At 77.9% G+C, this 25007-nt stretch carries 24 protein-coding genes, 1 tRNA gene and 1 pseudogene; 18 read left to right on the top strand and 8 right to left on the bottom strand.

The window, feature by feature from the left end; all coding sequences use genetic code 11:
• Positions 1 to 52 precede the first annotated feature (52 nt).
• From BLS82_RS04545 to BLS82_RS04535, 3 genes are read right to left on the bottom strand one after another with little or no spacing between them, the layout of a single operon-like run.
• Positions 53 to 697: a CoA transferase subunit B gene (locus BLS82_RS04545; protein ID WP_092861900.1), complete on the bottom strand. Its 645-nt coding sequence runs from the start codon at positions 695 to 697 to the stop codon at positions 53 to 55.
• Positions 697 to 1515 carry a CoA transferase subunit A gene (locus tag BLS82_RS04540; RefSeq protein WP_092861898.1) on the bottom strand — a complete coding sequence of 273 codons (819 nt, stop codon included), beginning with the start codon at positions 1513 to 1515 and terminating at the stop codon, positions 697 to 699. The genes BLS82_RS04545 and BLS82_RS04540 overlap by 1 nt, the downstream gene beginning before the upstream one ends.
• Positions 1516 to 1551: 36 nt before the next feature.
• Positions 1552 to 2349 (bottom strand): 3-hydroxybutyrate dehydrogenase, encoded by a 798-nt coding sequence (locus BLS82_RS04535; RefSeq protein WP_176818920.1) that lies wholly within the window; start codon positions 2347 to 2349, stop codon positions 1552 to 1554.
• 185 nt (positions 2350 to 2534) lie between these two features.
• Here BLS82_RS04535 and BLS82_RS04530 point away from each other — a divergent pair.
• From BLS82_RS04530 to BLS82_RS04515, 4 genes are all read left to right on the top strand, one after another.
• A tRNA-Thr gene (locus tag BLS82_RS04530) sits at positions 2535 to 2608 on the top strand.
• Between the two features lie 183 nt (positions 2609 to 2791).
• Positions 2792 to 3271, top strand: coding sequence for an SRPBCC family protein (locus tag BLS82_RS04525; protein ID WP_092861894.1), 480 nt, complete (start codon positions 2792 to 2794; stop codon positions 3269 to 3271).
• A gap of 53 nt (positions 3272 to 3324) precedes the next feature.
• Complete coding sequence (locus tag BLS82_RS04520) at positions 3325 to 4644, top strand: MFS transporter (protein ID WP_092862782.1); 1320 nt, start codon at positions 3325 to 3327, stop codon at positions 4642 to 4644.
• 11 nt (positions 4645 to 4655) lie between these two features.
• Positions 4656 to 5156: a universal stress protein gene (locus tag BLS82_RS04515; protein ID WP_092861892.1), complete on the top strand. Its 501-nt coding sequence runs from the start codon at positions 4656 to 4658 to the stop codon at positions 5154 to 5156.
• Positions 5157 to 5162: 6 nt separating this feature from the next.
• Here the strand turns inward: BLS82_RS04515 and BLS82_RS04510 are convergent.
• Together BLS82_RS04510 and BLS82_RS04500 are read right to left on the bottom strand one after the other, a co-directional pair.
• A pseudogene (locus BLS82_RS04510) lies at positions 5163 to 5477 on the bottom strand (response regulator transcription factor); the annotation flags it as partial.
• A gap of 319 nt (positions 5478 to 5796) precedes the next feature.
• Positions 5797 to 6546: a TetR/AcrR family transcriptional regulator gene (locus BLS82_RS04500; protein WP_092861886.1), complete on the bottom strand. Its 750-nt coding sequence runs from the start codon at positions 6544 to 6546 to the stop codon at positions 5797 to 5799.
• A gap of 112 nt (positions 6547 to 6658) precedes the next feature.
• On the opposite strand from BLS82_RS04500, the gene BLS82_RS04495 reads away from it, so the two are divergent.
• Positions 6659 to 7531 (top strand): NmrA family NAD(P)-binding protein, encoded by an 873-nt coding sequence (locus BLS82_RS04495; RefSeq protein WP_176818919.1) that lies wholly within the window; start codon positions 6659 to 6661, stop codon positions 7529 to 7531.
• A gap of 226 nt (positions 7532 to 7757) precedes the next feature.
• Entirely contained in the window at positions 7758 to 8408 is a 651-nt protein-coding gene (locus tag BLS82_RS04490) for an SDR family NAD(P)-dependent oxidoreductase (RefSeq protein ID WP_218123545.1), read from the top strand.
• Between the two features lie 725 nt (positions 8409 to 9133).
• On the opposite strand, the gene BLS82_RS04480 is transcribed toward BLS82_RS04490, so the two are convergent.
• On the bottom strand, positions 9134 to 10132 hold the full coding sequence (locus tag BLS82_RS04480; protein WP_176818917.1) for a siderophore-interacting protein: 999 nt from the start codon (positions 10130 to 10132) through the stop codon (positions 9134 to 9136).
• A 109-nt stretch (positions 10133 to 10241) separates the two neighbouring features.
• Here BLS82_RS04480 and ribD point away from each other — a divergent pair, with 109 nt between their 5' ends.
• From ribD to BLS82_RS04465, 3 genes are all read left to right on the top strand, one after another.
• Positions 10242 to 11267: a bifunctional diaminohydroxyphosphoribosylaminopyrimidine deaminase/5-amino-6-(5-phosphoribosylamino)uracil reductase RibD gene (gene ribD / locus BLS82_RS04475; RefSeq protein ID WP_092861882.1), complete on the top strand. Its 1026-nt coding sequence runs from the start codon at positions 10242 to 10244 to the stop codon at positions 11265 to 11267.
• Positions 11268 to 11279: 12 nt separating this feature from the next.
• The gene (locus tag BLS82_RS04470) at positions 11280 to 11729 is read left to right on the top strand and encodes a MarR family winged helix-turn-helix transcriptional regulator (RefSeq protein WP_218123544.1); all 450 of its coding nucleotides are present in this window, start codon (positions 11280 to 11282) and stop codon (positions 11727 to 11729) included.
• Positions 11730 to 11813: 84 nt separating this feature from the next.
• Complete coding sequence (locus BLS82_RS04465) at positions 11814 to 13373, top strand: C40 family peptidase (RefSeq protein WP_092861878.1); 1560 nt, start codon at positions 11814 to 11816, stop codon at positions 13371 to 13373.
• Between the two features lie 29 nt (positions 13374 to 13402).
• Here BLS82_RS04465 and BLS82_RS04460 read toward each other — a convergent pair whose 3' ends face one another.
• The gene (locus BLS82_RS04460) at positions 13403 to 13930 is read right to left on the bottom strand and encodes an inorganic diphosphatase (RefSeq protein WP_092861876.1); all 528 of its coding nucleotides are present in this window, start codon (positions 13928 to 13930) and stop codon (positions 13403 to 13405) included.
• Positions 13931 to 14078: 148 nt separating this feature from the next.
• On the opposite strand from BLS82_RS04460, the gene dacB reads away from it, so the two are divergent.
• The 9 genes from dacB (at position 14079) to BLS82_RS04415 (ending at position 23781) form a co-directional block, all read left to right on the top strand.
• Positions 14079 to 15554: a D-alanyl-D-alanine carboxypeptidase/D-alanyl-D-alanine endopeptidase gene (gene dacB / locus BLS82_RS04455; protein ID WP_218123543.1), complete on the top strand. Its 1476-nt coding sequence runs from the start codon at positions 14079 to 14081 to the stop codon at positions 15552 to 15554.
• A 162-nt stretch (positions 15555 to 15716) separates the two neighbouring features.
• Positions 15717 to 16898 (top strand): zinc-dependent metalloprotease, encoded by a 1182-nt coding sequence (locus BLS82_RS04450; protein ID WP_092861872.1) that lies wholly within the window; start codon positions 15717 to 15719, stop codon positions 16896 to 16898.
• Positions 16899 to 16916: 18 nt separating this feature from the next.
• Complete coding sequence (gene tilS, locus BLS82_RS04445; RefSeq protein WP_092861870.1) at positions 16917 to 18002, top strand: tRNA lysidine(34) synthetase TilS; 1086 nt, start codon at positions 16917 to 16919, stop codon at positions 18000 to 18002.
• Positions 18003 to 18013: 11 nt separating this feature from the next.
• Positions 18014 to 18577, top strand: a complete 564-nt coding sequence (hpt, locus tag BLS82_RS04440) for a hypoxanthine phosphoribosyltransferase (RefSeq protein WP_092861868.1) — start codon at positions 18014 to 18016, stop codon at positions 18575 to 18577.
• 171 nt (positions 18578 to 18748) lie between these two features.
• Positions 18749 to 20824: an ATP-dependent zinc metalloprotease FtsH gene (gene ftsH, locus BLS82_RS04435; protein WP_092861866.1), complete on the top strand. Its 2076-nt coding sequence runs from the start codon at positions 18749 to 18751 to the stop codon at positions 20822 to 20824.
• A 4-nt stretch (positions 20825 to 20828) separates the two neighbouring features.
• The gene (folE, locus tag BLS82_RS04430; protein WP_092861864.1) at positions 20829 to 21413 is read left to right on the top strand and encodes a GTP cyclohydrolase I FolE; all 585 of its coding nucleotides are present in this window, start codon (positions 20829 to 20831) and stop codon (positions 21411 to 21413) included.
• A 31-nt stretch (positions 21414 to 21444) separates the two neighbouring features.
• On the top strand, positions 21445 to 22248 hold the full coding sequence (gene folP, locus BLS82_RS04425; RefSeq protein ID WP_092861862.1) for a dihydropteroate synthase: 804 nt from the start codon (positions 21445 to 21447) through the stop codon (positions 22246 to 22248).
• A gap of 40 nt (positions 22249 to 22288) precedes the next feature.
• On the top strand, positions 22289 to 23308 hold the full coding sequence (gene folK, locus BLS82_RS04420; protein WP_092862780.1) for a 2-amino-4-hydroxy-6-hydroxymethyldihydropteridine diphosphokinase: 1020 nt from the start codon (positions 22289 to 22291) through the stop codon (positions 23306 to 23308).
• Entirely contained in the window at positions 23305 to 23781 is a 477-nt protein-coding gene (locus BLS82_RS04415; RefSeq protein WP_176818916.1) for a DUF3180 domain-containing protein, read from the top strand. The genes folK and BLS82_RS04415 overlap by 4 nt, the downstream gene beginning before the upstream one ends.
• Before the next feature lie 24 nt (positions 23782 to 23805).
• On the opposite strand, the gene BLS82_RS04410 is transcribed toward BLS82_RS04415, so the two are convergent.
• Positions 23806 to 24948 carry an ABC transporter ATP-binding protein gene (locus BLS82_RS04410; protein WP_092862779.1) on the bottom strand — a complete coding sequence of 381 codons (1143 nt, stop codon included), beginning with the start codon at positions 24946 to 24948 and terminating at the stop codon, positions 23806 to 23808.
• Positions 24949 to 25007: the final 59 nt, after the last annotated feature.

Below are 25007 nucleotides of genomic sequence, written 5' to 3'. Positions count from 1 at the left end.
AGCCCGCGTCCGGACTCGCGTCGGGGCCCGCGCTGGGCCTCCGCCCGGGGCCTCAGCGCGGGTCGAGGGCGACGCGCACCGGCGGCTCGGACCTGTCCTGGACCTCCTGCGCGGTGACGCCGGGCGCCAGCTCGCGCAGCACGAGCCCGCCGTCGGTGACGTCGAGCACGCACAGGTCGGTGATGATCCGCTGCACCACCCCCCGCCCGGTCAGGGGCAGGGAGCACTCCTGGACCACCTTCGCCGACCCGTCCCTGGCCACGTGTTCCATGAGCGCGACGACCCGGCGGGCGCCGTGGACGAGGTCCATCGCCCCGCCCATGCCCTTGACGAGCTTGCCGGGCACCATCCAGTTCGCGATGTCCCCGCGCGCGGAGACCTGCATCGCCCCGAGGATCGCGGCGTCGACCTTGCCGCCGCGGATCATGCCGAAGCTGGTCGCGGAGTCGAAGTACGACGCGCCCCGGCGCACGGTGACGGTCTCCTTGCCGGCGTTGACGAGGTCGGCGTCGGCCTCGTCCTCGCTCGGGTAGGGGCCGACGCCGAGGATCCCGTTCTCCGACTGCAGGACGATCTCGACGTCGTCCGGGACGTGGTCGGGCACCAGGGTGGGAAGCCCGATGCCGAGGTTGACGTAGGAGCCGTCGCTCAGCTCCGCGGCGGCGCGCGCCGCCATCTGCTCGCGCGTCCAGGCCATCAGGACCCCGCCTCCTCTCCGCCGCCGGCTGCCGCGCCCGCCGGGGCGGTGCGGGGCCGGGTGGTCAGCCGCTCGATCCGCTTGTCCGCCGCCTGCTCGGGCGTCAGCGGCACCACCCGGTGCACGTACACGCCCGGCAGGTGGACGGCGTCCGGATCGATCTCGCCCGGCTCGACGAGCTGCTCGACCTCCGCGACCGCCACCCGCCCGGCCATCGCGCACAGCGGGTTGAAGTTGCGCGCCGAGGAGCGGAAGACGAGGTTCCCGTGCCGGTCGCCCTTCCACGCCCGCACCAGCGCCACGTCGGCGACGATGGCGCGCTCGAGGACGAACTCGCGCTCCTCCCCGTCGACGGGGAAGGTGCGGGTCTCCTTGGGCGGGGAGGCCACCGCGACCGACCCGTCGGGCGCGTAGCGCCACGGCAGCCCGCCCTCGGCCACCTGCGTGCCCACCCCGGTGGCGGTGTAGAACCCGGGGATGCCGCACCCGCCGGCGCGCAGCCGCTCGGCCAGGGTGCCCTGCGGGGTCAGCTCCACCTCCAGCTCCCCGGACAGGTACTGGCGGGCGAACTCCTTGTTCTCGCCGACGTAGGAGCCGACCACCCGGCGGATGCGCCCGGCGCGCAGCAGCAGCCCCAGGCCCCAGTCGTCGACCCCGCAGTTGTTCGAGACCACCTCCAGGCCGGAGGCGCCCTGCTCCAGCAGCGCGCCGATCAGCGCGCTGGGGATCCCGCACAGGCCGAAGCCCCCGACGGCCAGCGTCGCGCCGTCGGGCACGTCCGCGACAGCCTCCGCCACCGAGCCCACCACCTTGTCCACCGCTGCCTCCGTTCCTCGTCGTGCCGCAGGGCGCGCTCAGCGCGCCGTCCACCCGCCGTCCAGCACCAGCGAGGTGCCGGTCACGGACGCCGAGGCCGGCCCGCACAGGAACAGCGCCGCCGCGGCGACCTCCTCCGGCTCCACGAGGCGCTTGACGGGGGAGCGCTCCAGCATCACCCTCGCCACGACCTCGGACTCGGCGATGCCGTGCACCCGCGCCTGGTCCGCGACCTGCCCCTCGACGAGCGGGGTGCGCACGTAGCCGGGGCTGATGCAGTTGCTCGTCACCCCGTGCGGCGCGCCCTCCAGGGCGATCACCTTCGACAGGCCCTCCAGGCCGTGCTTGGCGGCGACGTAGGCGGCCTTGTACTCGCTCGCCCGGTGCCCGTGCACGCTGCTGATGCTGACCACGCGGCCCCAGCCCTGGGCGTACATGCCGGGCAGCGCGGCGCGCACCGTGCGGAACGGCGCCTCGAGCATCAGGGTGAGGATCGTCGAGAACCGCTCGGGCGGGAACTCGTGCAGCGGGGCGACGTGCTGGACCCCCGCGTTGTTGACGACGACGTCGGCGCCCTCGCCGATCTGCCCGGCGGCGTCGAGGTCGAGCAGGTCCACCACCGCGGTGCGGGCACCCGTCTGCGCCGCGAGCGCCGACAGGCCCTCGCCGTCGCGGTCGACGGCCAGGACGTCGGCGCCCGCGGCGGCGAGGGCGCGGGCGCAGGCGAGCCCGATGCCGCTGGCGGCGCCGGTGACGACGGCGCGGCGGCCGGCCAGGTCCGCGTGCGGGCCGGTGCGCGGGCCGGTGCGCGGGTCTGGGGGCGGGTCCGTGTCCACGAGCGGCACGGTAGGTCCCGCCGGGGCCGCGTGTCGCGGGGCGGAGCGCGAGCGCCCGGCCGGAGGGCATGACGGGGACCACCGGCGCGGACCCGGGTGACCGCCCGTCCGCGAGGGTTCCGGTCCTGGCCGCTCCCGCTGCCGGGTACGCTTCTGACCGGCGCCGGTCCTCCGGCCGGCGTCTCGCCGCCTTAGCTCAGTCGGCCAGAGCGACGCACTCGTAATGCGTAGGTCGTGGGTTCGATTCCCACAGGCGGCTCCCCGCAGCCCTGCAGGCCGTGCGGTGCGCGGCGCTCCTGCGCCCTCGGGCTGGCCGCCCGTCCTGAGTGGCATGAACCTGCCCCCTGGGGTGACAGGCGCGCACCCCGAAAGAGAGGCTCCGGGAGCGGCAGCGCAGCCGGACGCGGGGGCGCCCGGGCGCGGGCCGCGGCTGGGGGAGCTCATGCCCGGGAACATCATGGTCGTCGTCGAGCGCCAGTTCGACCACCCTCGCCCCGAGGTCTTCCGGGCCTGGACGGCGCCGGAGGAGATGGCGCGCTGGCGCGGCAGCCCCGGCTGGCACGTCGAACCCGACACCGTCGCCTCCGACCTGCGCCCGGGCGGGCGCCACCACCACGTGAAGGTCCGGGACGACGACCCGACGGTGCGCGTGACGACCGACGCGGTCTTCACCGAGCTCTTCGAGCCGGACGTCTTCGTGGCGCGCCAGCGGATCGCGGGGGACCCCGGCATCGACCCGGACTCGCTCCTGGAGCTGCGCGTGGAGTTCACGAGGACGGGGCGCGACGGGACGCTGGTGCGCATCGTGCAGGGCCCGTTCGAGCAGGACGTCGCCGGCTACCACAGCCGCGGCTGGGAGCAGGAGCTCGAGCGCCTCCAGGCGCACCTGAGCAGCCGCAGCGCGCCGGGGGTGGCGCGGTGACCGCCACGGCCGCACCCGCCGCGCACACCACGGTGGTGCGCGAGAAGCCGCTGATGACCATGCGGCAGATCCTGCTCATGAACTTCGGGTTCTTCGGGATCCAGTACAGCTTCGGCATGCAGCAGAACGCGGTGAACCCCATCTACAACTACCTGGGGGCCGACCCGCACGACCTGCCGATCCTCAACCTCGCCGGCCCGATCACCGGCCTGTTCATCCAGCCCCTGATCGGGGCCCTGTCGGACCGCACCTGGAGCCCGCGGTGGGGGCGGCGCAAGCCGTTCTTCCTCATCGGCGCGATCGGCTGCAGCATCTGCCTGTTCCTCTTCCCGTTCGTCACGGCGATCTGGATGGCGGTGCTGCTGCTCTGGCTGCTCGACGCCAGCAACAACACGGCGATGGAGCCGTACCGGGCGTTCATCTCCGACCGGCTGCCGCCGTCGCAGCTCGGCAACGGGTTCCTCGCGCAGAGCTTCTTCACCGGCTTCGGCATCACCCTGGCGACCATCTCCCTGTTCGTCTTCCAGCAGTTCATCACCGGCGCCACCGACGCCGGCATCCCCTACTGGGTCGTCGGCTCCTTCCTGCTCGGCGCGGTCTGCTCCATCGCCACCGTCCTGATCTCGGTGCTGAGCACCCCCGAGCTCCCGCCGAGCCCGGAGGAGCTGGCGGCCCTGCGGGCGAAGAAGGGGGGCCTGGGCGTCGCGCTCGTCGAGATCAAGGACGCGATCGTCGAGATGCCCGTCGAGCTGCGCAAGCTGGCCCTGGTGTACCTGTTCCAGTGGTACGCCATGGCCACCTACTGGCAGTTCATCTCCCTGTCCATCGCGCAGTCGGTCTACGGCGCGACGGCGGCGGACCCCGAGTACGACCAGGCGCTGGCGACGACCTCGCTGGTGAACGGCTGGTACAGCGTCGTCACCTTCCTCGTCGCCTTCCCGCTCGTCGGGTTCGCGCGCCGGCGGGGCGCGAAGTGGGTGCACATCGTCTGCCTGCTGTGCGCCGCGGTCGGGCTGGCGATCGTCCCCTCCATCGGCAACCGGTACCTGCTGCTCGTCCCGATCACCGGGCTGGGCATCGCGTGGGCCTCGATCATGGGCGTGCCCTACATCATGGCCACGCGGATGATCCCCTCCACCCGCTTCGGGGTGTACATGGGCATCATCAACATGATGATCGTCATCCCGATGCTCATCCAGTCGCTGACCTTCGGGTTCGTCTTCGAGGCCGTCCTGGGCGGCGAGCCGACCAGCGCGATCCTGTTCGCCGGGATCCTGCTGGCGTGCGCGGCGGCCGCCATGACGTGGATCAAGGAGCCGCCCATCGTCCGGCACGTCGACGACGTCCTGCAGGTCCCTGCGGGCGCCCACTGAGGGCGGCGGCGATGACGTCCCTGTACGACTACCGCACCATCGTCGTCGGCACCGACGGCTCCACGCTGGCGGCGCCCACGGTCGCGCGGGCCGCGTGGCTGGCGACCCACGACGACGCCGACCTGGTCATCGTCTGCGCCTTCGGCGGGGTCTCCTCCCGCCAGGACGCGCGCAGCGTCGCGGCGCTGGGCGCCGACCCGCGCCTGGGGCAGCTGCCCGGCCGGGCGGCGGCCAGCGCCGCCATCGCCGCGGCCGTGGCCGTGGCGCAGGAGCAGTCCGCGACGATCTCGGCGGCGCTGCTCGTGGAGGCCGAGCCGGCGGCCGCGCTGCTGACCACGGCGGAGGAGCGCGGCGCGGACCTCGTCGTCGTCGGCGCGGTGCGCGATACCAGCATCGCCGACCGCCTCCTCGGCACGGTCGCCAGCGACGTGGTGCGCCGCGCGCCGTGCGAGGTGCTGGTCGTGAGGCCCCGGCCGCCCGAGCAGCTGCCGGCGCCGCCGAGCCCCACCTGAACCGGCTCAGGAGCGCGGGTCCACCAACCCGGTGCGGTGGGCGTGGACGACGGCCTGGACGCGGTCGCGCAGCCCTAGTTCGGTGAGGATGCGCGAGACGTGGGTCTTGACCGCCTCGGTCCTCACGACGGGGTCGGCGGCGATCTCCGCGTTCGAGCGGCCCTCGGCGACCAGGCGCAGCACCTCGACCTCGCGCGGGGTCAGCGCGCCGACCGGGCCGGCGCTACCCGGGGGGTCGTGCAGGCGGTCGGCGTGGCGGCCGATGAGGGCGCGGGTGACCGCGGGGGAGATCAGGGCGTCACCGTGGGCGACGGTGCGCATCGCGGCGGGGCCCTGCTCGCGGCGGCCTGCGCCGCCACCCGCACCCTGTGACTGCCCATCGGCGTCCACCTGGGGTGGAACTGGTCCCAGAGCGCCCTGTACGGCACCGCTCCCGCCTGCGGGTCCGACGGCGTCCTGCGCTCGGTCGTGGACGGCCCCGCGCTCCTCACCGGCGGCGGCTCCGGGCTCGAGGCGGGCCTGCCCGCGATCCTCGTCTGCCTCGTGGTCACGGGGCTCCTGCTGCGTCTCGCCGTGCGGCGCGGGCACGTCGTCCCGCGCCGGGGCCAGGCCCGTCGAGCGCTGCGGAGGCCGGCCGGGCTCACGGCTGGGCGGTGATCCGGTCCAGCCACTCCAGGAGCAGGGCGTGCTCGGCCGCGGTGAGGCCGCCGGGCGCTCGACCCAGGGCGGCCCGCAGGGCGACGGCGCGGGTGCTGGTGCGCTCGCGCTCCTCCTCGGGGCCCTCCGGCGCGCCGGCCCCGGGGGCGGTCGTGACGGCGGCCAGGACCGCCTCGCGGGTGGCGCGGGAGAGCGCGAGGTCGCGGTGCCGCTCCGGGGCGGCCAGCAGGGTGAGCACGACCCCGACGCCGGCGGCGCCGATCATGCGGGCGGCGGGCTCGACGCCGACGCGCAGCCGCCCGGCCTCGGCCGCCCGCTGGACCAGCTGGTGCAGGACGGCTCGGGCCTCCTCGGCCGCCTGCCCGCCCCCGCCGGGGCGCGGGTCGCCGTACATCAGCGCGTACAGCGCGGGGTTGGCCAGCCCGAAGTCCACGTGCAGGTCCCAGCCGGCGCGCAGGTCCTCCACGGGGTCGGCCAGCCGCTCGCGGTCGGCCTTGGAGCGCAGGTAGGCGGCGAAGCCCCGGCTCGCCACGGCGTCCAGCAGGCCCCGCATGTCGCCGAACTGCCGGTAGATGGTGGGGGCCTGCACGTCGGCGGCGGCGCTGACCGCCCGCGTGGTGACCGCCTCGCGCCCGCCCGCGGCGAGCAGGTGCGCCGCAGCGGCGAGGATCCGCTCCCGCGGACTCGCCGCGGCCGCTGCGGGGCCGCCGGCCGCGGCCGAGGCGAGTGCCATGCGAAGACGGTAACACCCAAGTGTTAGCGGCAATTGTGTTACCGGTGATCATGTGCTTTTATTATCAATGCTAACGCGCCGAGGGTCGGCGCGGGCACTGGAGGGAACCACCGTGAAGCTCCTCGTCACCGGCGCCACGGGCACCGTCGGCGGCCACGTCGTGCGCCAGCTGGTCAGCACGCGTCCCGAGCACGGCCACGACGTCGTGGTGCTGGTCCGCGGCGCCGCCCGCGCCCGCGCCACCGGGGCCGTTCCGGAGGGCGTGCAGGTCGTTCAGGGCGACCTGACCGACCCCGAGGACCTGCGCCGCGCCCTGGAGGGCGTGGACCGCGCCCACCTGACCATGGCCGACGACGACGGCGCGGCCTTCGCCGGCGCGGCGGCCGAGGCGGACCTGCAGCACGTGGTGCTGCTGTCCTCCTTCACCGCCGCCACCGACCTGCCCAGCGGGGAGGCGAACGCCATCACCGCCCGGCACCGGGCCGGTGAGGCGGCGCTGACCGGCGCGGGCGTCCCGGCGACGTTCCTGCGGGCGGCCGGGTTCGACTCCAACGTCCTCCTCTGGGCCGCGGGGGCGCGTCCCGGCGGGAACGGCGCCGTGCGCACCCCCCACCCCGACGTCGCCCTGCCCGTGGTCGACCCGGCCGACGTCGCCGCTGCCGCGGTCGCCGTCCTGCTCGCGCAGACCCCGCCCACCGGGGCGTTCTCCATCACCGGCCCGGAGAGGATCTCCGTGCGCCAGCAGGCCCGGGTCCTGGCCGAGGTGCTGAGCCGGCCGCTGGAGGTGGAGGCGATCAGCGAGGCCGAGGCGGCCCGGGACGTCTTCCCTCCCGGCACCCCGCACTCCGTGACCACCTCGGTGCTGGAGACCGTGGGCCCGGCCGCTGCCGTCCTGGAGCCGTCCGGGGACGTGCGGGCCCTCACCGGCCGCGCTCCGCGCACCTTCGCCCAGTGGGCCCGCGACAGCGCCGGGGCCCTGTCCTGAGCGGCGCCGGGAGCGCGGACGACGGACCGCGCGGCACGGCTACCGCCTGGTCGCGCCCGGCGGGAGCCCGACGGGAGACCCGGTCGCGCCAGCGGCGCACCACCCGCCCGAACTCCGCCGCCACGCCCGCCAGTGTCCACCGCCACCGCCGGGTCTTCCTGGTACCCGTGGTCCCAGGAAGACCGGACGCCTGGCTGAGCGCACCGCCCCCGCCGAACCTGGCGCCATGACGACGATCCTGATCACCGGCGCCACCAAGGGCCTCGGCTTCGAGACCGCCCGCCGGCTCGTCGCCGCGGGTCACACCGTCTGCGCGGGCAGCCGGGACGCCGAGCGCGGGCGGCGGGCCGCCGAGCAGCTGGGCGCCCGGCTGGTCCTCCTGGACGTCACCGACGAGGCGTCCGTCGCCGCGGCGGCGAGGGCCGTCGAGGCGGACGGCGGACTGGACGTGCTGGTCAACAACGCCGGCGTCGAGGGGCGCAGGCCGGACGGGAGCGTGGTCGGCGCCGCGGAGGCGACCGCCGAGCAGGCGCGGCCGCTGTTCGAGACCAACGTCCTCGGCGTGGTGCGGGTCACGCCCGCGTTCCTGCCGCTGCTGCAGCGCTCGAGCGCCCCGGTCGTGGTCAACGTCAGCAGCGGCCTGGCGTCGCTGACCCGGGTCACCGTGAGGGCGGCCGCGGCGCGCTACCCCCTCCGGGTCCCGCCGGCCCCCGTGAGTGCGCACGCCGCCTGCCAGGCCCCCGTGTCGACGGGGCGCTGCGGCGCGGCCGCGGCGGCCGTCCAGGAGCGGCAGGCGTCGACCGCCTCCGCGAGCACCTCGCGCATGAGCGCGTCCGGGTCCGGCACGCAGGCCAGCGCCAGCGCGTGCACGGAGTAGCCCACGACGTGGGGGGCCGTCCTGCGCCGGAACGCCTTGGTAGTCGGCGGGGTCTCGGCCGCGAAGCGGTCCGCCCACCGGGCCGCCAGCGGCACCCGCGCCAGGACCGCCCGCGTGGCCTCCTCGAGCTGACCGGCGGGCCGCCCGTCGAGGTCGGCGAGGAACCGGTCGCACGTGAGCGCGGCGACGGCGAGGACCCGCTGGCGCTCCTCGGCCGCGACCGGCAGCGCCCGGCTCGCGCACAGCAGCGCCAGGCGGGCGTCGACGTGCGGGTCGTCGCTCGTCAGCCCGATCACCGAGGGGATCAGCGCCGCCAGGCGCGGTCGGCCCGCGTCGGAGGTGTGGTCGTTGACGTACCGGGCGGTGTGCGCCAGCAGCGGGTGGGTGCACGCGGGGTGGTCGCTCCACCGCTCGCCGGCGAGGTAGGAGGCGAGCTCCATGAAGCAGGCGCCCTGCCTCGGGTTGCGGTGCTTGCCGCGCGACAGCACGGGCAGCACGTCGGGCGGCGGCGCGACCAGGGCGTCTCGCAGGTCCTCTGCACGACCGGACACGGACCCTCCTGCGGCGGTGGGGGTGGGTCCGGCCATTCTCGTCGCCCGCGACGCTCCTGCCAACAGGGAGGCACGGGCAGGCACGGGCAGGCGCAGGCAGGCACGGGCAGATGCGGCCGGCGGGGCCGTCCCGCCCGCCGCGCGGGTGCGGGCTCGGACCGCGCGGGCGCGGGCTCAGACCGCGTGGGCGCGGCCCGCCCGCCAGTAGCCCATGAACGCCACGGACGAGCGCGGCACCCCGACGTCGCGCACCAGGTGCCGGCGCAGCTCCTTGACCACGCCCGCCTCCCCGGCCAGCCAGGCGTAGAGCCCGCCGGCGGCCGCCGCCGGCGCCGAGGGCACCTCCCACAGCAGCGCGCCGTCGACGTCGACGTCCTCGGGCTCGGCGAGGGCCCGCGCCAGGCCGGCCGGGCGGGCGCCCACCGGCGCCGTCGCGCCGCGCACGGCCTCGCGGACGGCGGCGGTCAGCAGCTGCCCGTGCGGGCGCGTGCCGGAGGCCGTGCGGCGCGGCAGCCACCGCACCTCGGCCCCCGCCGGGGCCGGGACGTCGAGGACGTCGCCCTGCTCCGGCACCTCCAGGAGCACGACGGTGCGCGGCCCGGAGGGCAGCTGCTCCAGCACGGCGCACACGGCGGGGACGGCGGTCTCGTCGCCGGCCAGCAGCAGCGTGCCGGCGTCGGCCGGCGGCGCCCACTCGCACCCCCAGGCGCGGCCGGCGCCGCTGCTGTCCGGGCCGACGAGCAGCACGCGGTCCCCGGCGCGCGCGGCCGCGGCCCACCGCGACGCGGGCCCCGCGGCGTCCGCGGCGCCGGGCCCGACGCCGTGCAGGACGAAGTCGACGTCCACCTCCGCCAGCCGCGGGCGGGCCGAGCGCACGGTGTAGGTGCGCAGCACGGGGCGGGCGGCCTCGGGCAGGGCGCGCCACCGCTCGTACCAGTCGGCGCCGGCGGGGCGCACCGGGTCGAGCGTGCCGCCGTCCGGGGCCAGCAGCAGCTTGATGCGCTGGTCGGCGCCGCCGAGGCCGAAGGAGTGCAGCTCCTCCCCGGTGAACGTGACGCGCAGGAAGCTCGGGCAGAGCCGCTCGGTGCGGCTGACGCGGGCCTCGAAGCTGCGGTAGGTCGGCAGGGCGCGCGGGCTGCTGGCGCCCGGGGCGCTCGTCTCCGCTACCGTCACGAAGGGCAGCCTACCCTTGCTCCGCGCGATCCGGGCGAGGGCGCGCGGGTAGCGTCGACGGGTGGACGCAGGAGCGCACGAACAGCGCCGGCAGCGCGAGCGCGCGGCGATGGCCCGGGCGGTGCAGCTGTCCGCGCTCGGGCTGGGGACCACCTCGCCAAACCCCGTGGTCGGCTGCGTGGTGCTGGACGCCGCGGGCGCGGTGGCGGGGGAGGGCTGGCACCGGCGCGCCGGCGGCCCGCACGCGGAGGTCGAGGCCCTGGCCGCCGCGGGCGGGCGCGCCCGCGGCGGCACGGCCGTCGTCACCCTCGAGCCGTGCCGGCACACCGGCCGCACCGGGCCGTGCACGCAGGCCCTGTTGCGCGCCGGGGTCGCGCGGGTCGTGCACGCCGTCGCCGACCCCGACCCGGTCGCCGGCGGCGGCGCGGCGGTGCTGGCGGCCGCCGGCGTGGACGTCGAGGGCGGCCTGCTCGCGGAGGAGGCCGCAGAGGTCAACGCCGCGTGGCTGCACGCGGTGCGCACCGGCAGGCCGCTCGTGACGTGGAAGGTCGCCGCGACGCTGGACGGCCGCAGCGCCGCCGCCGACGGCACGAGCCGCTGGATCACCTCGCAGGAGGCGCGCGCCGACGTCCACGCGCTGCGCTCGCGCGCGGACGCCGTCGTGGTGGGGGTCGGCACGGTCCTCGCCGACGACCCCGCGCTGACGGCGCGCACCGACCCGCCGCCGGCCCGCCAGCCGCTGCGCGTCGTCCTCGACGCCCGCGGCCGCACGCCGGCCGGCGCCCGCGTGCGCGACGGCGCCGCGCCGACCCTGGTGCTGACGGCCGCGGACGTCGGTGCCGGCCCGGGCGGGCGCGGCGTCGACCTCGCGGCCGCGCTGGGGGTGCTGCACGCGCGCGGGGTGCGCTCGGTGCTGCTGGAGGGCGGCCCCACCCTGGCGGGCGCCTTCGTCGACGCCGACCTGGTCGACCGCGTCGTCGCCTACCTGGCGCCCGCGCTGCTGGGGCAGGGGCCCGCGGCGCTGGCGACCACCGCGACCGGCTCGACCATCGCCGCCGCCCGCCGCCTGCGGGTGCGGGAGGTGGTCGCCGTGGGCCCCGACGTGCGGATCACCGCGGCACCGCTGCGGGCCTGACATGATCTGCCCGTGGTCAGCGACGCCCCGGTCGACCGGCTCGAGCGCGAGCTCGCCGTGCTGCTGCGCCGCGCCCGCGCGATCTCCGGGCAGCTGGCGCGCGACCTGCACCCCGACCTGGAGCCGGGGGCGTACGGGCTGCTGCTGAGGCTGTCCGCCGGGGACGGCGCGCGCGCCACCGACCTGGCGGCCTACCTCGGCATCGGCAAGCCCACCATCTCGCGCCAGCTCGCGACGCTCGAGCGCCTCGGCCTCGTCGGCCGCTCCCCGGACCCGGAGGACGCCCGCGCCCAGGTGGTCGTGCTCACCCCCCTGGGCCAGGAGCGGCTGGACCGCGTGCGCCGCGCCCGGCGCGAGCACATGCAGGAGCGCCTGGAGTCCTGGAGCGACGAGGACCTGGACCAGCTGGCCGCCCTGCTGCGCCGCTTCAACGAGCTCGACGACGAGCGCTCCGTGCGCTGAGCGCGGCGCCTGCGCGCGCTGAGCGGGGGCTGGCCGTCCGGGCGGAGGGTCAAGGCGGCCGCGGCCGGTGCCGATGCACGGGCCGTGGAACGAGCCCGGCCGACCGCACCGCGCCCCGGCGGCGCCGCGCGCCGCCCGCTGCCGCGCGCCCCGTGGACCGCCCCGTGGACCGTCGCGGCGGCCGCCGCGCTGGTGCTGGCCTCCGGGCTGCCCGCGAGCGCCGCTCCCGAGGCGCCCAGCCAGCAGCAGGTGGACGACGCCCGCCGCGACGCCGACGCGGCCGCCACGTCCGTGGCCTCCGCGGAGGCCCAGCTCGCCCTGGCCTCGGCCCGGCTGGAGGACGCCCAGGTGCGCGCCGCGACCGCGACGGAGGAGTACGGCGCCGCCCAGGCGGAGCTGGAGCAGCGCACGGGCGCGGCCGACGCCGCGCGCACCGCCGCCGGCGACGCCCGCGCCGGCGTCGCGGACGCCCGCCGCGCGATCGGCCGGCTGGCGGCGGGCTCCTACCGCTCGGGCGGTGACCTGGCCGGGGTCTCGGCCTTCCTCGACGGGGGCGGCCCGCAGGACCTGCTCGACCGCGCGGCGCTGCTCGACGCCGTGGGGGAGGTGCGCGAGCGCGCCCACCAGCGCATGCGGGCCGCCGAGGTCGTCGCCGGCCTGATGGACGAGCAGGCCCAGCGGGCGCTGGCGGACCAGCGCGCGGCGGCCGGCGCGGCCGACGCCGCTCGCCGGGCCGCCGCGGCCTCCGCCGCCGACGCGCAGGCCCTCGTCGGCAGAACCGAGGCCACCCGCGCCCGGCTGGTGGCCCGCCTCGCCGAGCTGCGGGGCACCAGCGTGGCCCTGGAGCAGCGGCGGCAGGCGGCGCTGGAGCGCCAGCGGCGCGAGCGCGAGGAGGCCGCGGCCGCCGAGGACAGGCTCCGGCGCCAGGAGGCCGACCGCCAGCGGCGCTCGGCCTCCGGCCCCGTCGCCCCGACCGCGGCCCCGTCGGCGGCCCCGTCGGCGGCCCCGTCGGCGGCCCCGTCGGCGGCCCCGTCGGCGGCCACCGGCGCGTCGTCGTCCGGCCGCTCGTCCTCGAGCGGCGCGTCGTCGGGCAGCACGCCCTCGAGCAGCGCCTCGCCGGGCACCGCGCGGAGGACCCGCTCGACGGCGTCCCCGAGCCCCGCGGCCGACGGCTCCGCGACCTCCACGGCGACGTCCTCGGGAACGGCCTCGGACGCCGGCGCGCCGAGCGCCCCCGACACCCCCGTCGTCCCGACCGGCAGCTCCAGCGGGTCGGCCGCCGGCGGGCGGGCCGCCGTGGAGTGGGCCCGGGGGGAGATCGGCACGCCGTACCTGTGGGGCGCCTCCGGACCGGACGCCTACGACTGCTCCGGGCTGACCTCGCAGGCGTGGAAGCGCGGCGGGGTCGGCCTGCCGCGCACCTCGCGCGACCAGTACCGCCGCGCGGAGAAGATCCCGTACTCGCAGCTGCGGCCCGGGGACCTCGTCTTCTACGGCACGGACCCGGACGACCCGGCCACGGTCTACCACGTGGCGGTGTACGCCGGCTCCGGTCGCGTCGTCGAGGCCCCGCGCGCCGGGGTGCCGGTGCGCGAGGCGCCGCTGCGGATGGCCCGGTCGATGACCTGGGCCGGCCGCCCCTAGGCCGCTGCCGAACGGGGCCCGTTCGAGGCTCAGGCCTCGGTCAGGGGCTCGGGGTGGTGGTCGTCGGGCAGGTGGCCGCCGTGGTCGGCGAGCCGCTTGACGGAGTTCCTGATCTCCTCCTCCGCCTCGTCGCGGCCGACCCAGTGCGCGCCCTCGACGGACTTGCCGGGCTCGAGGTCCTTGTAGGTCTCGAAGAAGTGCTGGATCTCCAGGCGGTGGAACTCGCCGAGGTCCGGGAGGTCCTGCAGGTGCTCCATGCGCGGGTCGATCGGGATGCACATCACCTTGTCGTCGCCACCGGCCTCGTCGCGCATGTGGAACATGCCGATCGCCCGGCAGCGGATGACGCAGCCGGGGAACGTCGGCTCCTCCAGCAGCACCAGCGCGTCCAGCGGGTCGCCGTCCTCACCGAGGGTGCCGTCGATGAAGCCGTAGTCGGCGGGGTAGCGGGTGGCGGTGAACAGCATCCGGTCCAGCCGGATGCGTCCCGTGGCGTGGTCCACCTCGTACTTGTTGCGCGAGCCGCGCGGGATCTCGATGGTGACGTCGAACTCCACAGCCTCTCCTCCATCCGCCTCCGGCAGCGCCGCCGTCGGGGCCGCACGGTCTCGCGCGGGCTCCCGGGAGCCCCGCGTGCGCGGGTAGTCTCGCGCACGGGTCCGCGCGACGACGACCCGCACCGTCCCGGTCGAGGCGAGGAGTGCCGTGGCAGGACGCCGTGCAGCGCGCCGGCCGGGAGCCCGCCGGGTCGGCGCGGTGACCGCCGCCGCGGGCCTGCTCCTGGCCGCCGGCGCCGGCTACGCGGTGGCGGACGCCGCCGACGTCGTCCCCGGCGTGCTGACCACCGACCCCGTGCCGGTCGCGCCGCAGCTGCCGCCCGCACCGGGCGCCCTGCTGGCCCCGCGGGCCCCGGACGCGTTGCCCGACCTCGCGGCGGCGGCCCCCGAGCCGGACCCCGCGGTGCTGGCCACCTCGCTGGGGCCCCTGCTCCGCGCCCCCGCCCTCGGCGGCGCCGTGGGCGGGTCCGTGGTGGACGCCACCACCGGCCGGGTGCTGCTCGACGACGGCGCGGCGACCGCCCGCGAGCCCGCGTCCGTCGCCAAGCTGCTGACCGCCGCGGCGGTCCTGGAGCGCCTGGGCCCCGACGCCACCCTGCCGACGCGGGTCGTCGCGGGCGCCGCTCCCGGCCAGGTCGTCCTCGTCGGCGGCGGCGACGTGCTGCTGGCGGCCGGCGCGGGGGACCCGGCGGCCGCCGCCGGGCGCGCCGGGCTGGCGGACCTCGCCGACGCGACCGCGCAGGCGCTGCGCGAGCGCGGGACGGGCGCCGTCGTCCTCGCCGTCGACGACTCCCTCACCGGCGGCGCGCCCGCGGTGCCCCCCGGCTGGCACCCCGGTGACCTCAGCTCCGGGTACGCCGCTCCCGTGACCTCCCTCGGGGTGGACGCCGGCCGCCTCTCCCCCGGACGCCCTCCCGGGCGCTACGGCCCCCGCTCCGCCGACCCCGCCCTGTCCGCCGCCTCCGCCTTCGCCGCCCTGCTCGCCGAGCGCGGCGTCGCCGTGCAGGGCGCCCCCGCGCGCACGTCCGGCCCCGTGGCGGCCGACGCCGAGGAGCTGGCCGAGGTGCGCTCGGCGCCGCTGCGCGAGGTCGTCGAGCACGTGCTCGCGGAGAGCGACAACACCGCCGCCGAGGCCCTCGCCTCCGTGGTGGCCGCCGACGCCGGGCGGCCCTCGGGCCCGGGGGAGTCCGCCGCCGCCGTCCTGGCCGAGGTCGCCGCCCTCGGCGTCGACACCTCCGCGACCGCGCTCGCCGACGGCAGCGGCCTCGGGGACGGCTCGCGCGTGCCGCCCGCCGTCCTCTCCGGCGTCCTCGCCGCCGCCGCGGGCCCGGACCACCCGCGGGTGCGGCCGCTGCTGGCGGCCCTGCCGGTGGCGGGGCTGACCGGCACGCTCGCGGAGCGCTTCACCGGCGCGGACGGCGCGCCGCCGCCGGTCGGGGCGGGCGCCGTGCGGGCGAAGACGGGGTCCCTGACGGGCGTGACGAGCCTGGCCGGGACCGTGGTGGACGCCGACGGGCGGCTGCTGGCCTTCGCCGTCCTCGCCGACGCGACGGGCCCGACGGGGCCCGCGCGCGCCGCCGTCGACGCGGTCGCCGACGCCCTCGCCCGCTGCGGCTGCCGCTGAGGGGCCGGACGGGCGACGTCCCCGCCGCCCGTCGCCCGCGGCCCGTCCGGGAGGCGCGCGGGCGGGGTCGACGACCCGCACGCGTCCAGCAGGCGGCGCGGGGGTCGCCGCCGGCGCCGCCACCTCGCAGCACCCGCCCGGTGCGGGGCCTACGGTGGGTCGGTGGACCTCTCGGCGCCGCCGCCGCCCTCCCCGCGCCGCGGGCCGCGCACCGGCCCGCGCACCGGCCCGCGCACCGGGCCGGTCGACTGGGACCTCGCCGCCCGCACCGCCGTCCGGCTCAGCCGGCCCGGTCCCCGCGTCAGCCCCGAGCGGGCCGCCGACGTCGTGCAGCTGCTGCGCGCCGCGGCCGCCGAGGCCCCGGCGCACGTCGCGCGGGTGACGGGCCTCGACGTCCCGGCCGGCCCCGGCGCCGTGGTCGTCGAGCGCGGCGCGTGGGCGCGCGCGAACGTGACGGCCTTCCGGGCGCTGCTCGAGCCCCTCCTGGAGGACGTGCTCGCGCGGCGCGAGCGCGAGCGGCGCTCCTCGCGCCGCCGCTCCCGGGGCGGCCTCGGCGACGGGCGCGCCGCGACGGCCGTGACCCGCAGCGTCACCGGCGCCGAGCTGGGCTCCCTGCTGGCGCTGCTCTCCCCGCGCGTGCTCGGCCAGTACGACGCCTTCGGCCCGGACGGCGGGCGGCTGATGCTCGTGGCGCCGAACGTCCTGGAGGTCGCGCAGCAGCTCGACGTCGACCTCGACGACTTCGCCCTGTGGGTGGCCCTGCACGAGGAGACCCACCGGGTGCAGTTCGCCGCGGCGCCGTGGCTGGCCGACCACCTGCGCGAGCGCGTGCGCGCCCTCGCGGACGACCTCGTCGGCGACCCCGGCGCCGGCCTGGAGCGGGCCGCCGCCGCCGTCCGGTCGCTGCCGGAGCTCGTGCGCCGCGGCGGCGGGGCGTCCGGCGGGGCGGCAGGGGCGCCCGTCGGCCTGCTCGACCTGCTGCAGACGCCCGCGCAGCGCCGCGCCCTGGCCGAGGCGACGGCGGTGATGTCCCTGCTGGAGGGGCACGCCGACGTGGTGATGGACGAGGTGGGGCCGCAGGTGGTGCCGAGCGTGGCGCTGATCCGCGCCCGCTTCGCCGCCCGCCGCGCCCGCTCGCGCGGCCTGGTCGACCAGGTGCTGCGCTCGGTGCTGGGCCTGGAGGCCAAGCTGCGCCAGTACGCCGACGGCGCCCGGTTCGTGCGCGGCGTCACCCGCCGCGTGGGCACGGCCGGCCTGAACGCCGTCTGGAGCGGGCCGGCCGCGCTGCCCGCGCCCGAGGAGGTCGCCGACCCGGCCGCCTGGGTGCGCCGGGTGCACGGCTGAGGCGGGCGGCGCGAGCCGGTGGCGCACGGCCCGCACGGCGCGCGCGGGCGGCGCGGCCGGCCGGACCCGGCCGTGGCCTCCCTGCGCTCGGCGGTGCGCGGCGCCTGCGCCGACCTCCCCGGCGGCGCGCTCGTGCTGGTCGCGTGCAGCGGCGGCCCGGACTCCCTGGCGCTGGCCGCCACCGCGGCGTGGCTCGCGCCGCGGTGCGGCTGGCGCGCGGGAGCCGTCGTGGTCGACCACGCCCTGCAGGCGGGCTCCGCGCACGCCGCCGAGCGCGCCGGCGCGGCGTGCTCCCGGCTCGGCCTGGACCCGGTCGAGGTGGTGCGCGCCCCCGCGGCGCCCGACCCCGCTGCGCCCGCCCGCGCGGGCGGGCCGGAGGCGGCGGCGCGCGCCGTGCGGTACGCCGCCCTGGAGGAGGCTGCGCAGCGCCTGGGCGCCGCCGCGGTGCTGCTGGGGCACACGCGCGACGACCAGGCGGAGCAGGTGCTGCTGGGCCTGGCCCGCGGCTCCGGCGCCCGCTCGCTGGCCGGCATGCCCGCGCGGCGCGGCCCCCACCGCCGCCCCCTCCTGGGGCTGCCGCGCGCGGTGGTCGCCCGCGCGGGCGACGCCCTGGGCCTGCAGCCGTGGTCCGACCCCGCCAACGCGGACCCGCACCCGCTGCGCAACCGCGTGCGCGCGCGGGTGCTGCCGGTGCTCGAGGCCGAGCTCGGCCCGGGCGTCGCGGCCGCCCTGGCGCGCACGGCCGAGCAGCTGCGCGAGGACGCCGACGTCCTCGACGCCCTGGCGGCGGACCTGCTCGCGCGGGCCCGGGTGCCGGGCCACGAGCGGCCGGACGACGTCGTGGTGCTGGACGTCGCGGTGCTGGCCGCCGCCGCGCCCGCGCTGCGCCGCCGCGCGCTGCGCGCCGCGCTGCTCGCCGCGGGGAGCCCCGCGAGCGACCTGCACCGCGACCACGTGCTGCCGCTGGACGCCCTCGTGACCGCCTGGCGCGGGCAGGGGCCGCTGCACCTGCCCGGCCGGGTCAGCGCCTCCCGGGCCTGTGGCAGGCTGGCGCTGCGCCGCCCGGGGGCCCAGGGGCGGGCTCCCGAGCACGACACCTCCTGAGGAGGCCCCGCGTGGACGCCGAGGACATGGGTGAGGACCTGGCGGAGGTGCTCCTCAGCGCCGAGCAGATCCGCGCGCGGCTGCAGGAGATGGCCGCCGAGGTCGACCGCGACTTCGCCGGGCGCGACCTGCTGCTCGTGGGCGTGCTCAAGGGCGCCGTGATGGTCATGGCGGACTTCGCGCGCGCCCTGCACGGGAACGCGGAGATGGACTGGATGGCCGTCTCCAGCTACGGCTCGGGCACGAAGTCCTCCGGCGTCGTGCGCATCCTCAAGGACCTCGACCGCGACGTGCTCGGGCGCGACGTGCTCATCGTCGAGGACATCATCGACTCCGGCCTGACCCTGTCGTGGCTGGTGGCGAACCTGCGCTCGCGCGGCGCCGGGTCCGTCTCGGTGCTCACCCTGCTGCGCAAGCCGGACGCCGCCAAGGTGGCCGTCGACGTCCGCTACGTCGGCTTCGAGATCCCGGACGCGTTCGTCGTCGGCTACGGGCTCGACCACGCCGAGCGCTACCGCGGCCTGCCGTTCGTCGGCACGCTGGCGCCGCACGTCTACGCCGGCGCCTCGGGCTGACCCGCCGGCCTGATCGCCCTGAGCGAACGGGGCCCCGCGGGGGAACGCTCCTCGCGCCCGCGCCCGTTGGAGGAGAGGAGCACCGCTGGCACGCGGTGACGCCCGGCCTGCGGTGTACGGTCGGCGGCGACTCGGCGAGCAGGAGGGACCGGGCTCCGAGCCCACCACCCCATGAACCCCAGAAGGATCTTCCGCGGCCCGACGGTCTGGATCGTCGTGGCCCTGCTCGCGCTGCTCATCGGCAGCCAGGCGCTCGGCGGCAGCCGGGCCGAGACCGTCGACACCCAGGACGGCCTGCGCTACCTCGCCGAGGGCCAGGTGCAGCAGGCGCGCCTCGTCGACGGCGACCAGCGGGTCGACCTGACGCTCACCGAGGGCTCCGAGGCGTTCGAGGAGCACGGCGCCGACGTCCAGTTCTACTACGTCGCGCCGCGCGGGGACGAGGTCGTCCAGGCCGTCAACGCCGCCGACCTGCCGCAGGGCTACACCGACGAGGTCCCGCAGAGCTCGTTCCTCGGCACGCTGCTCATCACGCTGCTCCCGCTGGTCATCATCCTGGCGCTGTTCTGGTTCTTCTTCTCGAACATGCAGGGCGGCGGCTCGCGCGTCATGCAGTTCGGCAAGTCCCGGGCCAAGCTCGTCTCCAAGGAGGCCCCCAAGGTCACCTTCGCCGACGTCGCCGGCGCGCAGGAGGCCGTCGAGGAGCTGCACGAGATCAAGGAGTTCCTCGCCGAGCCCGCCAAGTTCCAGGCCGTCGGCGCCAAGATCCCCAAGGGCGTGCTGCTCTACGGCCAGCCCGGCACCGGCAAGACGCTGCTGGCCCGCGCGGTGGCCGGCGAGGCCGGCGTCCCGTTCTACTCCATCTCCGGCTCGGACTTCGTGGAGATGTTCGTCGGCGTCGGCGCCTCCCGCGTGCGCGACCTGTTCGAGCAGGCCAAGAACAACGCCCCGGCGATCATCTTCGTCGACGAGATCGACGCCGTCGGCCGCCACCGCGGCGCCGGCATGGGCGGCGGCCACGACGAGCGCGAGCAGACGCTGAACCAGCTGCTCGTCGAGATGGACGGCTTCGACGTCAAGACCAACGTCATCCTCATCGCCGCGACGAACCGCCCCGACATCCTCGACCCGGCGCTGCTGCGCCCCGGCCGCTTCGACCGCCAGATCGCCGTAGACGCCCCCGACATGCAGGGCCGCCACCAGATCCTGCAGGTGCACGCCAAGGGCAAGCCCATGGCGCCGGACGTCGACCTGCTCGCCGTGGCCCGGCGCACCCCGGGCTTCAGCGGCGCGGACCTGGCCAACGTGCTCAACGAGGCCGCGCTGCTGACCGCCCGCACGAACGGCCAGGTGATCGGCAACCGCGAGCTGGACGAGGCGATCGACCGCGTCATCGCCGGCCCGCAGAAGCGCACCCGGCTGATGGGCGACAAGGAGAAGAAGATCACGGCCTACCACGAGGGCGGCCACGCCCTGGTGGCGGCGGCGCTGCGGCACACCGACCCGGTGACCAAGGTGACGATCCTCCCGCGCGGGCGGGCCCTCGGCTACACGATGGTGATGCCCACGGACGACAAGTACTCGACCACGCGCAACGAGATCCTCGACCAGCTGGCGTACGCCCTGGGCGGGCGCGTGGCCGAGGAGCTCGTCTTCCACGACCCGACGACGGGCGCGGCCAACGACATCGAGAAGGCCACCGGCCTGGCCCGCAAGATGGTCACCCAGTACGGCATGAGCGAGCGCGTGGGCGCGATCAAGCTCGGCTCCGGCAGCGGCGAGGTCTTCCTCGGCCGCGACATGGGCCACGAGCGCGACTACTCCGAGGGCATCGCCGAGGTCGTCGACGAGGAGGTGCGCCGCCTCATCGAGTCCGCGCACGACGAGGCGTGGGAGATCCTCGTCGAGCACCGCAAGGTCCTCGACGACCTCGTCCTCGAGCTGCTCGAGAAGGAGACGCTCGACCAGGCCCAGCTGGCGCGCGTGTTCGCGCCCGTGCAGAAGCGGCCGCTGCGCCCGGTGTGGCTCTCCAGCGACCGGCGCTACGTCTCCGACAAGCCGCCGGTGCTCACGCCCGCGGAGCGGGCCGCGATGCGGGGCGGCAGCGGCAGCCACGCGCTCGGCAACGGCAACGGCAACGGGCGCCCCGCGCCGCAGGACGAGGCCGCGGCGGCCGGCGAGGTGCACCCGCCGCACCTGATCGCCGAGGTCCCCAACGACGGCCGCGATCCCGGCGCCCAGGCCTGACCGGATGGCGGGGACGCCGCCGCCCGGGTACGACGCGGAGCGGGTGCGCCGCGCGGTGCGGGAGATCCTCCTGGCGATCGGGGAGGACCCGGACCGGGAGGGGCTGGTCGGCACCCCCGAGCGCGTCGCCCGCGCCTACGAGGAGATCTTCGCGGGCCTGCACCAGGACCCGGCGCAGGTGCTCGCCACGACCTTCGACCTGGGGCACGACGAGATGGTGCTCGTGCGCGACATCACGGTCTCGTCCGTGTGCGAGCACCACCTGCTGCCCTTCACGGGCGTCGCGCACGTGGCGTACATCCCCTCCGCGGACGGGCGGATCACGGGCCTGTCGAAGCTGGCCCGCCTCGTCGACGTCTACGCGCGCCGCCCCCAGGTGCAGGAGCGCCTGACGGCGCAGGTCGCGGACGCGCTCGTGCAGCACCTGTCCCCGCGCGGGGTGATGGTCGTGCTCGACTGCGAGCACCTGTGCATGTCGATGCGCGGCGTGCAGCGCGGGGGCGCACGCACCACGACGTCCGCGGTGCGCGGCGGCATGCGCGAGCCGGCCACGCGCGCCGAGGCGCTCAGCCTCGTGCTGGGCCGGTGAGGGCGCCGGTGAGCGGGCCGGTGGGGGAGCGGTGAGCCGCACCCTGGTCCTGGGGGTCGTCAACACCACCCCGGACAGCTTCAGCGACGGCGGCCGGTACCTGGCCGCCGAGGACGCCGTCGCGCGCGGGCGGGCCCTGCTCGCCGAGGGCGCCGACGCCGTGGACGTCGGCGGCGAGTCCACCCGCCCCGGCGCCGTGCGCGTGGACGTGGAGGAGGAGCTGGCCCGGGTCGTGCCCGTCGTCGCCGCGCTCGCCCGCGACGGCGCGCTCGTCAGCGTCGACACGATGCGCGCGGAGGTCGCCGACGCCGCGGTCGGGGCCGGGGCCCGCGTCGTCAACGACGTCAGCGGGGGCCTGGCGGACCCGGCCCTGCTGGACGTCGTCGCCCGCACCGGCGCCCGCTGCGTGCTGTCCCACTGGCGGGGGCACTCGGCGGGCATGGACGCCCTGGCCGACTACGACGACGTGGTCGCCGACGTGCGCGCCGCCCTGCGCGGGCGCCGCGCCGCCGCCGAGGCGGCCGGCGTGGCCCCCGACCGCGTCGTCGTCGACCCGGGCCTGGGGTTCGCCAAGACCGCCGAGCACAACTGGGCGCTGCTCGCCGCGCTGCCGCTGCTCGTCGCCGACGGCGCGCCCGTGCTCGTGGGCGCCTCCCGCAAGCGCTTCCTCGGCGCCCTCCTGCCCGAGCGGGGCGGCGACCCGAGCGCCCGCGACGACGCCACCGCCGCGGTCTCCGCCCTGGCCGCGGCGGCCGGGGCGTGGGGGGTGCGGGTGCACGAGGTGCGGGCCAGCGCGGACGCCGTCCGGGTCGCCCACCGCTGGGCGCAGGGGTGAGGCGGCGGTGGTCGGGCGGTGGTCGGGCGGTGAGCGGGACGTGAGCGGCACGGGGGACGCGGTCGAGCTGCGCGGGCTGCGGGCGCGCGGGCGGCACGGGGTGCTGCCCGCCGAGCGGGAGCTGGGCCAGGAGTTCGCCGCCGACGTCGTGCTGCACCTGCACGAGCGCCGCGGCGTGCGGGCCGCGGCCGCCTCGGACGACCTCGCCGACGCCGTGGACTACTCGCGCGTCGCGGCCGACGTGCACGCCGTGCTGGCCGGGGAGCCCGTCGACCTGCTCGAGACCCTCGCCTCCCGCGTGGCGGAGGCGTGCCTGCGCCACGACGGCGTGGCGCGCGTGGAGGTGGCCGTGCACAAGCCGCAGGCCCCCGTCGGCGTGCCGTTCGACGACGTCGTCGTGCGCACCGCGCGCACCGCGGCCACCGAGCGGCCCGCGGGACCGGCGGCCGCGGCCGGCGGCGCTCTGGGCACCGCCCTCGGCGCCGCCCTCGACGCCGTGCCGGCGGAGCCCGTGCCGGTCGTCCTCGCGCTCGGGGCCAACGCCGGCGACCCGGCGGCGGCGCTGCGCTCGGCGGTGGCGGCGCTGGCCGCCCAGCCCGGCGTCACCGGCGTGCGGGCCTCGTCCGTGCTCGAGACCGACCCCGTCGGCGGGCCGGTGCAGCCGCGCTACCTCAACGCCGTCGTGCGGGCGAGCACGACGCTGTCGGCGCGGGCGGTGCTGGCCGCGTGCCGGCGGGTCGAGGCCGCGCACGGGCGCGACCGCTCCCGCGAGCAGCGCTGGGGCCCGCGCACCCTCGACGTCGACCTGGTCGCGCACGGCGACCTCGCCGCCGCCGACGAGGAGCTGGCCGTGCCGCACCCGCGCGCCGCGCAGCGCGCGTTCGTGCTGGTGCCGTGGGCCGAGCTGGCCCCGGACGACGTCCTGCCGGGCGCCGGGCGCGTGGGAGACCTGGCCGCCGCCGCGAGCGCCTCGCCGGGGCAGCGGGCGGCGCTGCGCCCCCGCCCCGACGTCGTGCTGGCGTGGCCCGGGGCGGCCGGGCCCGTCGAGGGAGCCCGGTGACGCCGCTGCGGGTGCGCCCCCTGCTGCTCGTGGCGCTGTCCGCGGGCGTGGTCGCGTGGGTGGTGCTGGGGCTGGTCGAGCAGGACGGGCGCCCCTCCCTGCCCCTGCCGTGGACGGCGCCCGCGGGCCTGCTCGTGCTCGCCGGTGCGCTGCTCGGCTTCGGCTGGCCGGTGCGGGCGTGGAACCGCGGGCGCCGCGACCGGCCGCTGGACCCGCTGCGCGCGGCGCGCACGGTGGTCCTGGCCCGCGCCTGCGCGGTCGCCGGGGCTGTGCTCACCGGCGGCTACGCGGGCCTGGTCGTGCTCGTGGCGCCCGCGGCCGGCGTCGAGCCGCAGCGCGAGCGCCTCCTCGTGGCCGTGGCCGCCGTCCTGGCCGCGCTCGGGCTCGCCGTCGCGGGCCTCGTCGTGGAGCGGTGGTGCCGCCTGCCCCCGGACGACGACGAGGACGACCGGCGTCCCGGGCTCGCCGCCTGACCCCCGCGACCCGCGCGAGCCGGCTCAGGCCGGTGCGGAGACCCGGTGCGGCGCCGGGGCGGTGCGGCGCAGGGCCGCGTGCACCGCGTCGGGGGTCAGGACGCCGACGTAGCGGTCGCCGTCCAGCACCGGCAGCCAGCCGGCGTCGTGTTGGACGATCTCTGCGAGGCCCCGGCGCAGCGACTCGCCGACCTCGACGGTCCGCTCGAAGCGGCGCGCGCGGTCCCCGACCACCGCGCCGCCGTCCCCGTGCGCGTCCCCGTGCAGGTGCCGCTCGGCCACCCAGCCGCGCAGCGCGCCCGAGCGGTCGAGGACGACGGCGTAGGGCTCGGCGGCGCCCGCCAGCGCCGCGCGCGCGGCCTCGACGGGGTCGGTGACGAGCACGGTGGGCGGGTGCGCGAGGTCCTGCGCCTCGATCGGGGTGACCGCGAGGCGCCGCAGGCCGCGGTCGGCCCCGACGAAGTCGGCGACGAACTCGCTGGCGGGGGCGCCGAGCACGGTGGCGGGGTCGGCCAGCTGCTCCAGGCGCCCGCCCTGGCTGAAGACGGCGATCCGGTCCGCCAGGCGCACGGCCTCGTCGATGTCGTGGGTGACGAACAGCACCGTGGTGCCGAGCTCGCGCTGGAGGCGGCGGAACTCGGTCTGCAGCCGGTCGCGCGCCACCGGGTCGACCGCGCCGAACGGCTCGTCCATGAGCAGCACGGGCGGGTCGGCCGCCAGGGCGCGCGCCACGCCGACGCGCTGCTGCTGGCCGCCGGACAGCTCGTGCGGGTACCGGCCGCCGTGGACGGCCGGGTCCAGGCCCACCAGCGCCAGCACCTCCTCGGTGCGGGCGGCGGTGCGGGCGCGGTCCCACCCGAGCAGCCCCGGCACGGTGGCGACGTTCTGCGCGACCGTGCGGTGCGGGAAGAGGCCTACCTGCTGGATCACGTACCCGATCCGGCGGCGCAGCCGGACGGGGTCCGCGGCGGTCACGTCCTCCCCGTCCAGCCAGATGCGCCCCGACGTCGGCTCCACGAGCCGGTTGACCATCCGCAGCGTCGTGGACTTCCCGCACCCGGAGGGGCCGACGAGCGCCACCAGGTCCCCGCGCCCGACCTCCAGGTCGAGGTCGCCGACCGCCACGGTGCCGTCGGGGTAGCGCTTGGCCACGCCCTGCAGACGGATGGCCGGGGCGCCGGTAGCGTCCCCGCCGTGGCCGGAGCCGGGTTCCTCGCGCACGCCGC

The sequence above is a fragment of the Quadrisphaera sp. DSM 44207 genome, assembly GCF_900101335.1.
GTDB lineage: Bacteria > Actinomycetota > Actinomycetes > Actinomycetales > Quadrisphaeraceae > DSM-44207.
This window is presented reverse-complemented; position numbering and strand designations above follow the sequence as displayed.

Bases quoted from the DNA above. Each gene is read 5' to 3' on its own strand.
- ribD (WP_092861882.1), top strand. From the start codon at position 10,242: ATGGCCCGGGCGGTGCAGCTGTCCGCGCTCGGGCTGGGGACCACCTCG.
- BLS82_RS04490 (WP_218123545.1), top strand. From the start codon at position 7,758: ATGACGACGATCCTGATCACCGGCGCCACCAAGGGCCTCGGCTTCGAG.
- BLS82_RS04500 (WP_092861886.1), bottom strand. From the start codon at position 6,546: ATGGCACTCGCCTCGGCCGCGGCCGGCGGCCCCGCAGCGGCCGCGGCG.
- ftsH (WP_092861866.1), top strand. From the start codon at position 18,749: ATGAACCCCAGAAGGATCTTCCGCGGCCCGACGGTCTGGATCGTCGTG.
- BLS82_RS04515 (WP_092861892.1), top strand. From the start codon at position 4,656: ATGACGTCCCTGTACGACTACCGCACCATCGTCGTCGGCACCGACGGC.
- BLS82_RS04545 (WP_092861900.1), bottom strand. From the start codon at position 697: ATGGCCTGGACGCGCGAGCAGATGGCGGCGCGCGCCGCCGCGGAGCTG.
- BLS82_RS04525 (WP_092861894.1), top strand. From the start codon at position 2,792: ATGCCCGGGAACATCATGGTCGTCGTCGAGCGCCAGTTCGACCACCCT.
- folE (WP_092861864.1), top strand. From the start codon at position 20,829: ATGGCGGGGACGCCGCCGCCCGGGTACGACGCGGAGCGGGTGCGCCGC.
- BLS82_RS04520 (WP_092862782.1), top strand. From the start codon at position 3,325: ATGACCATGCGGCAGATCCTGCTCATGAACTTCGGGTTCTTCGGGATC.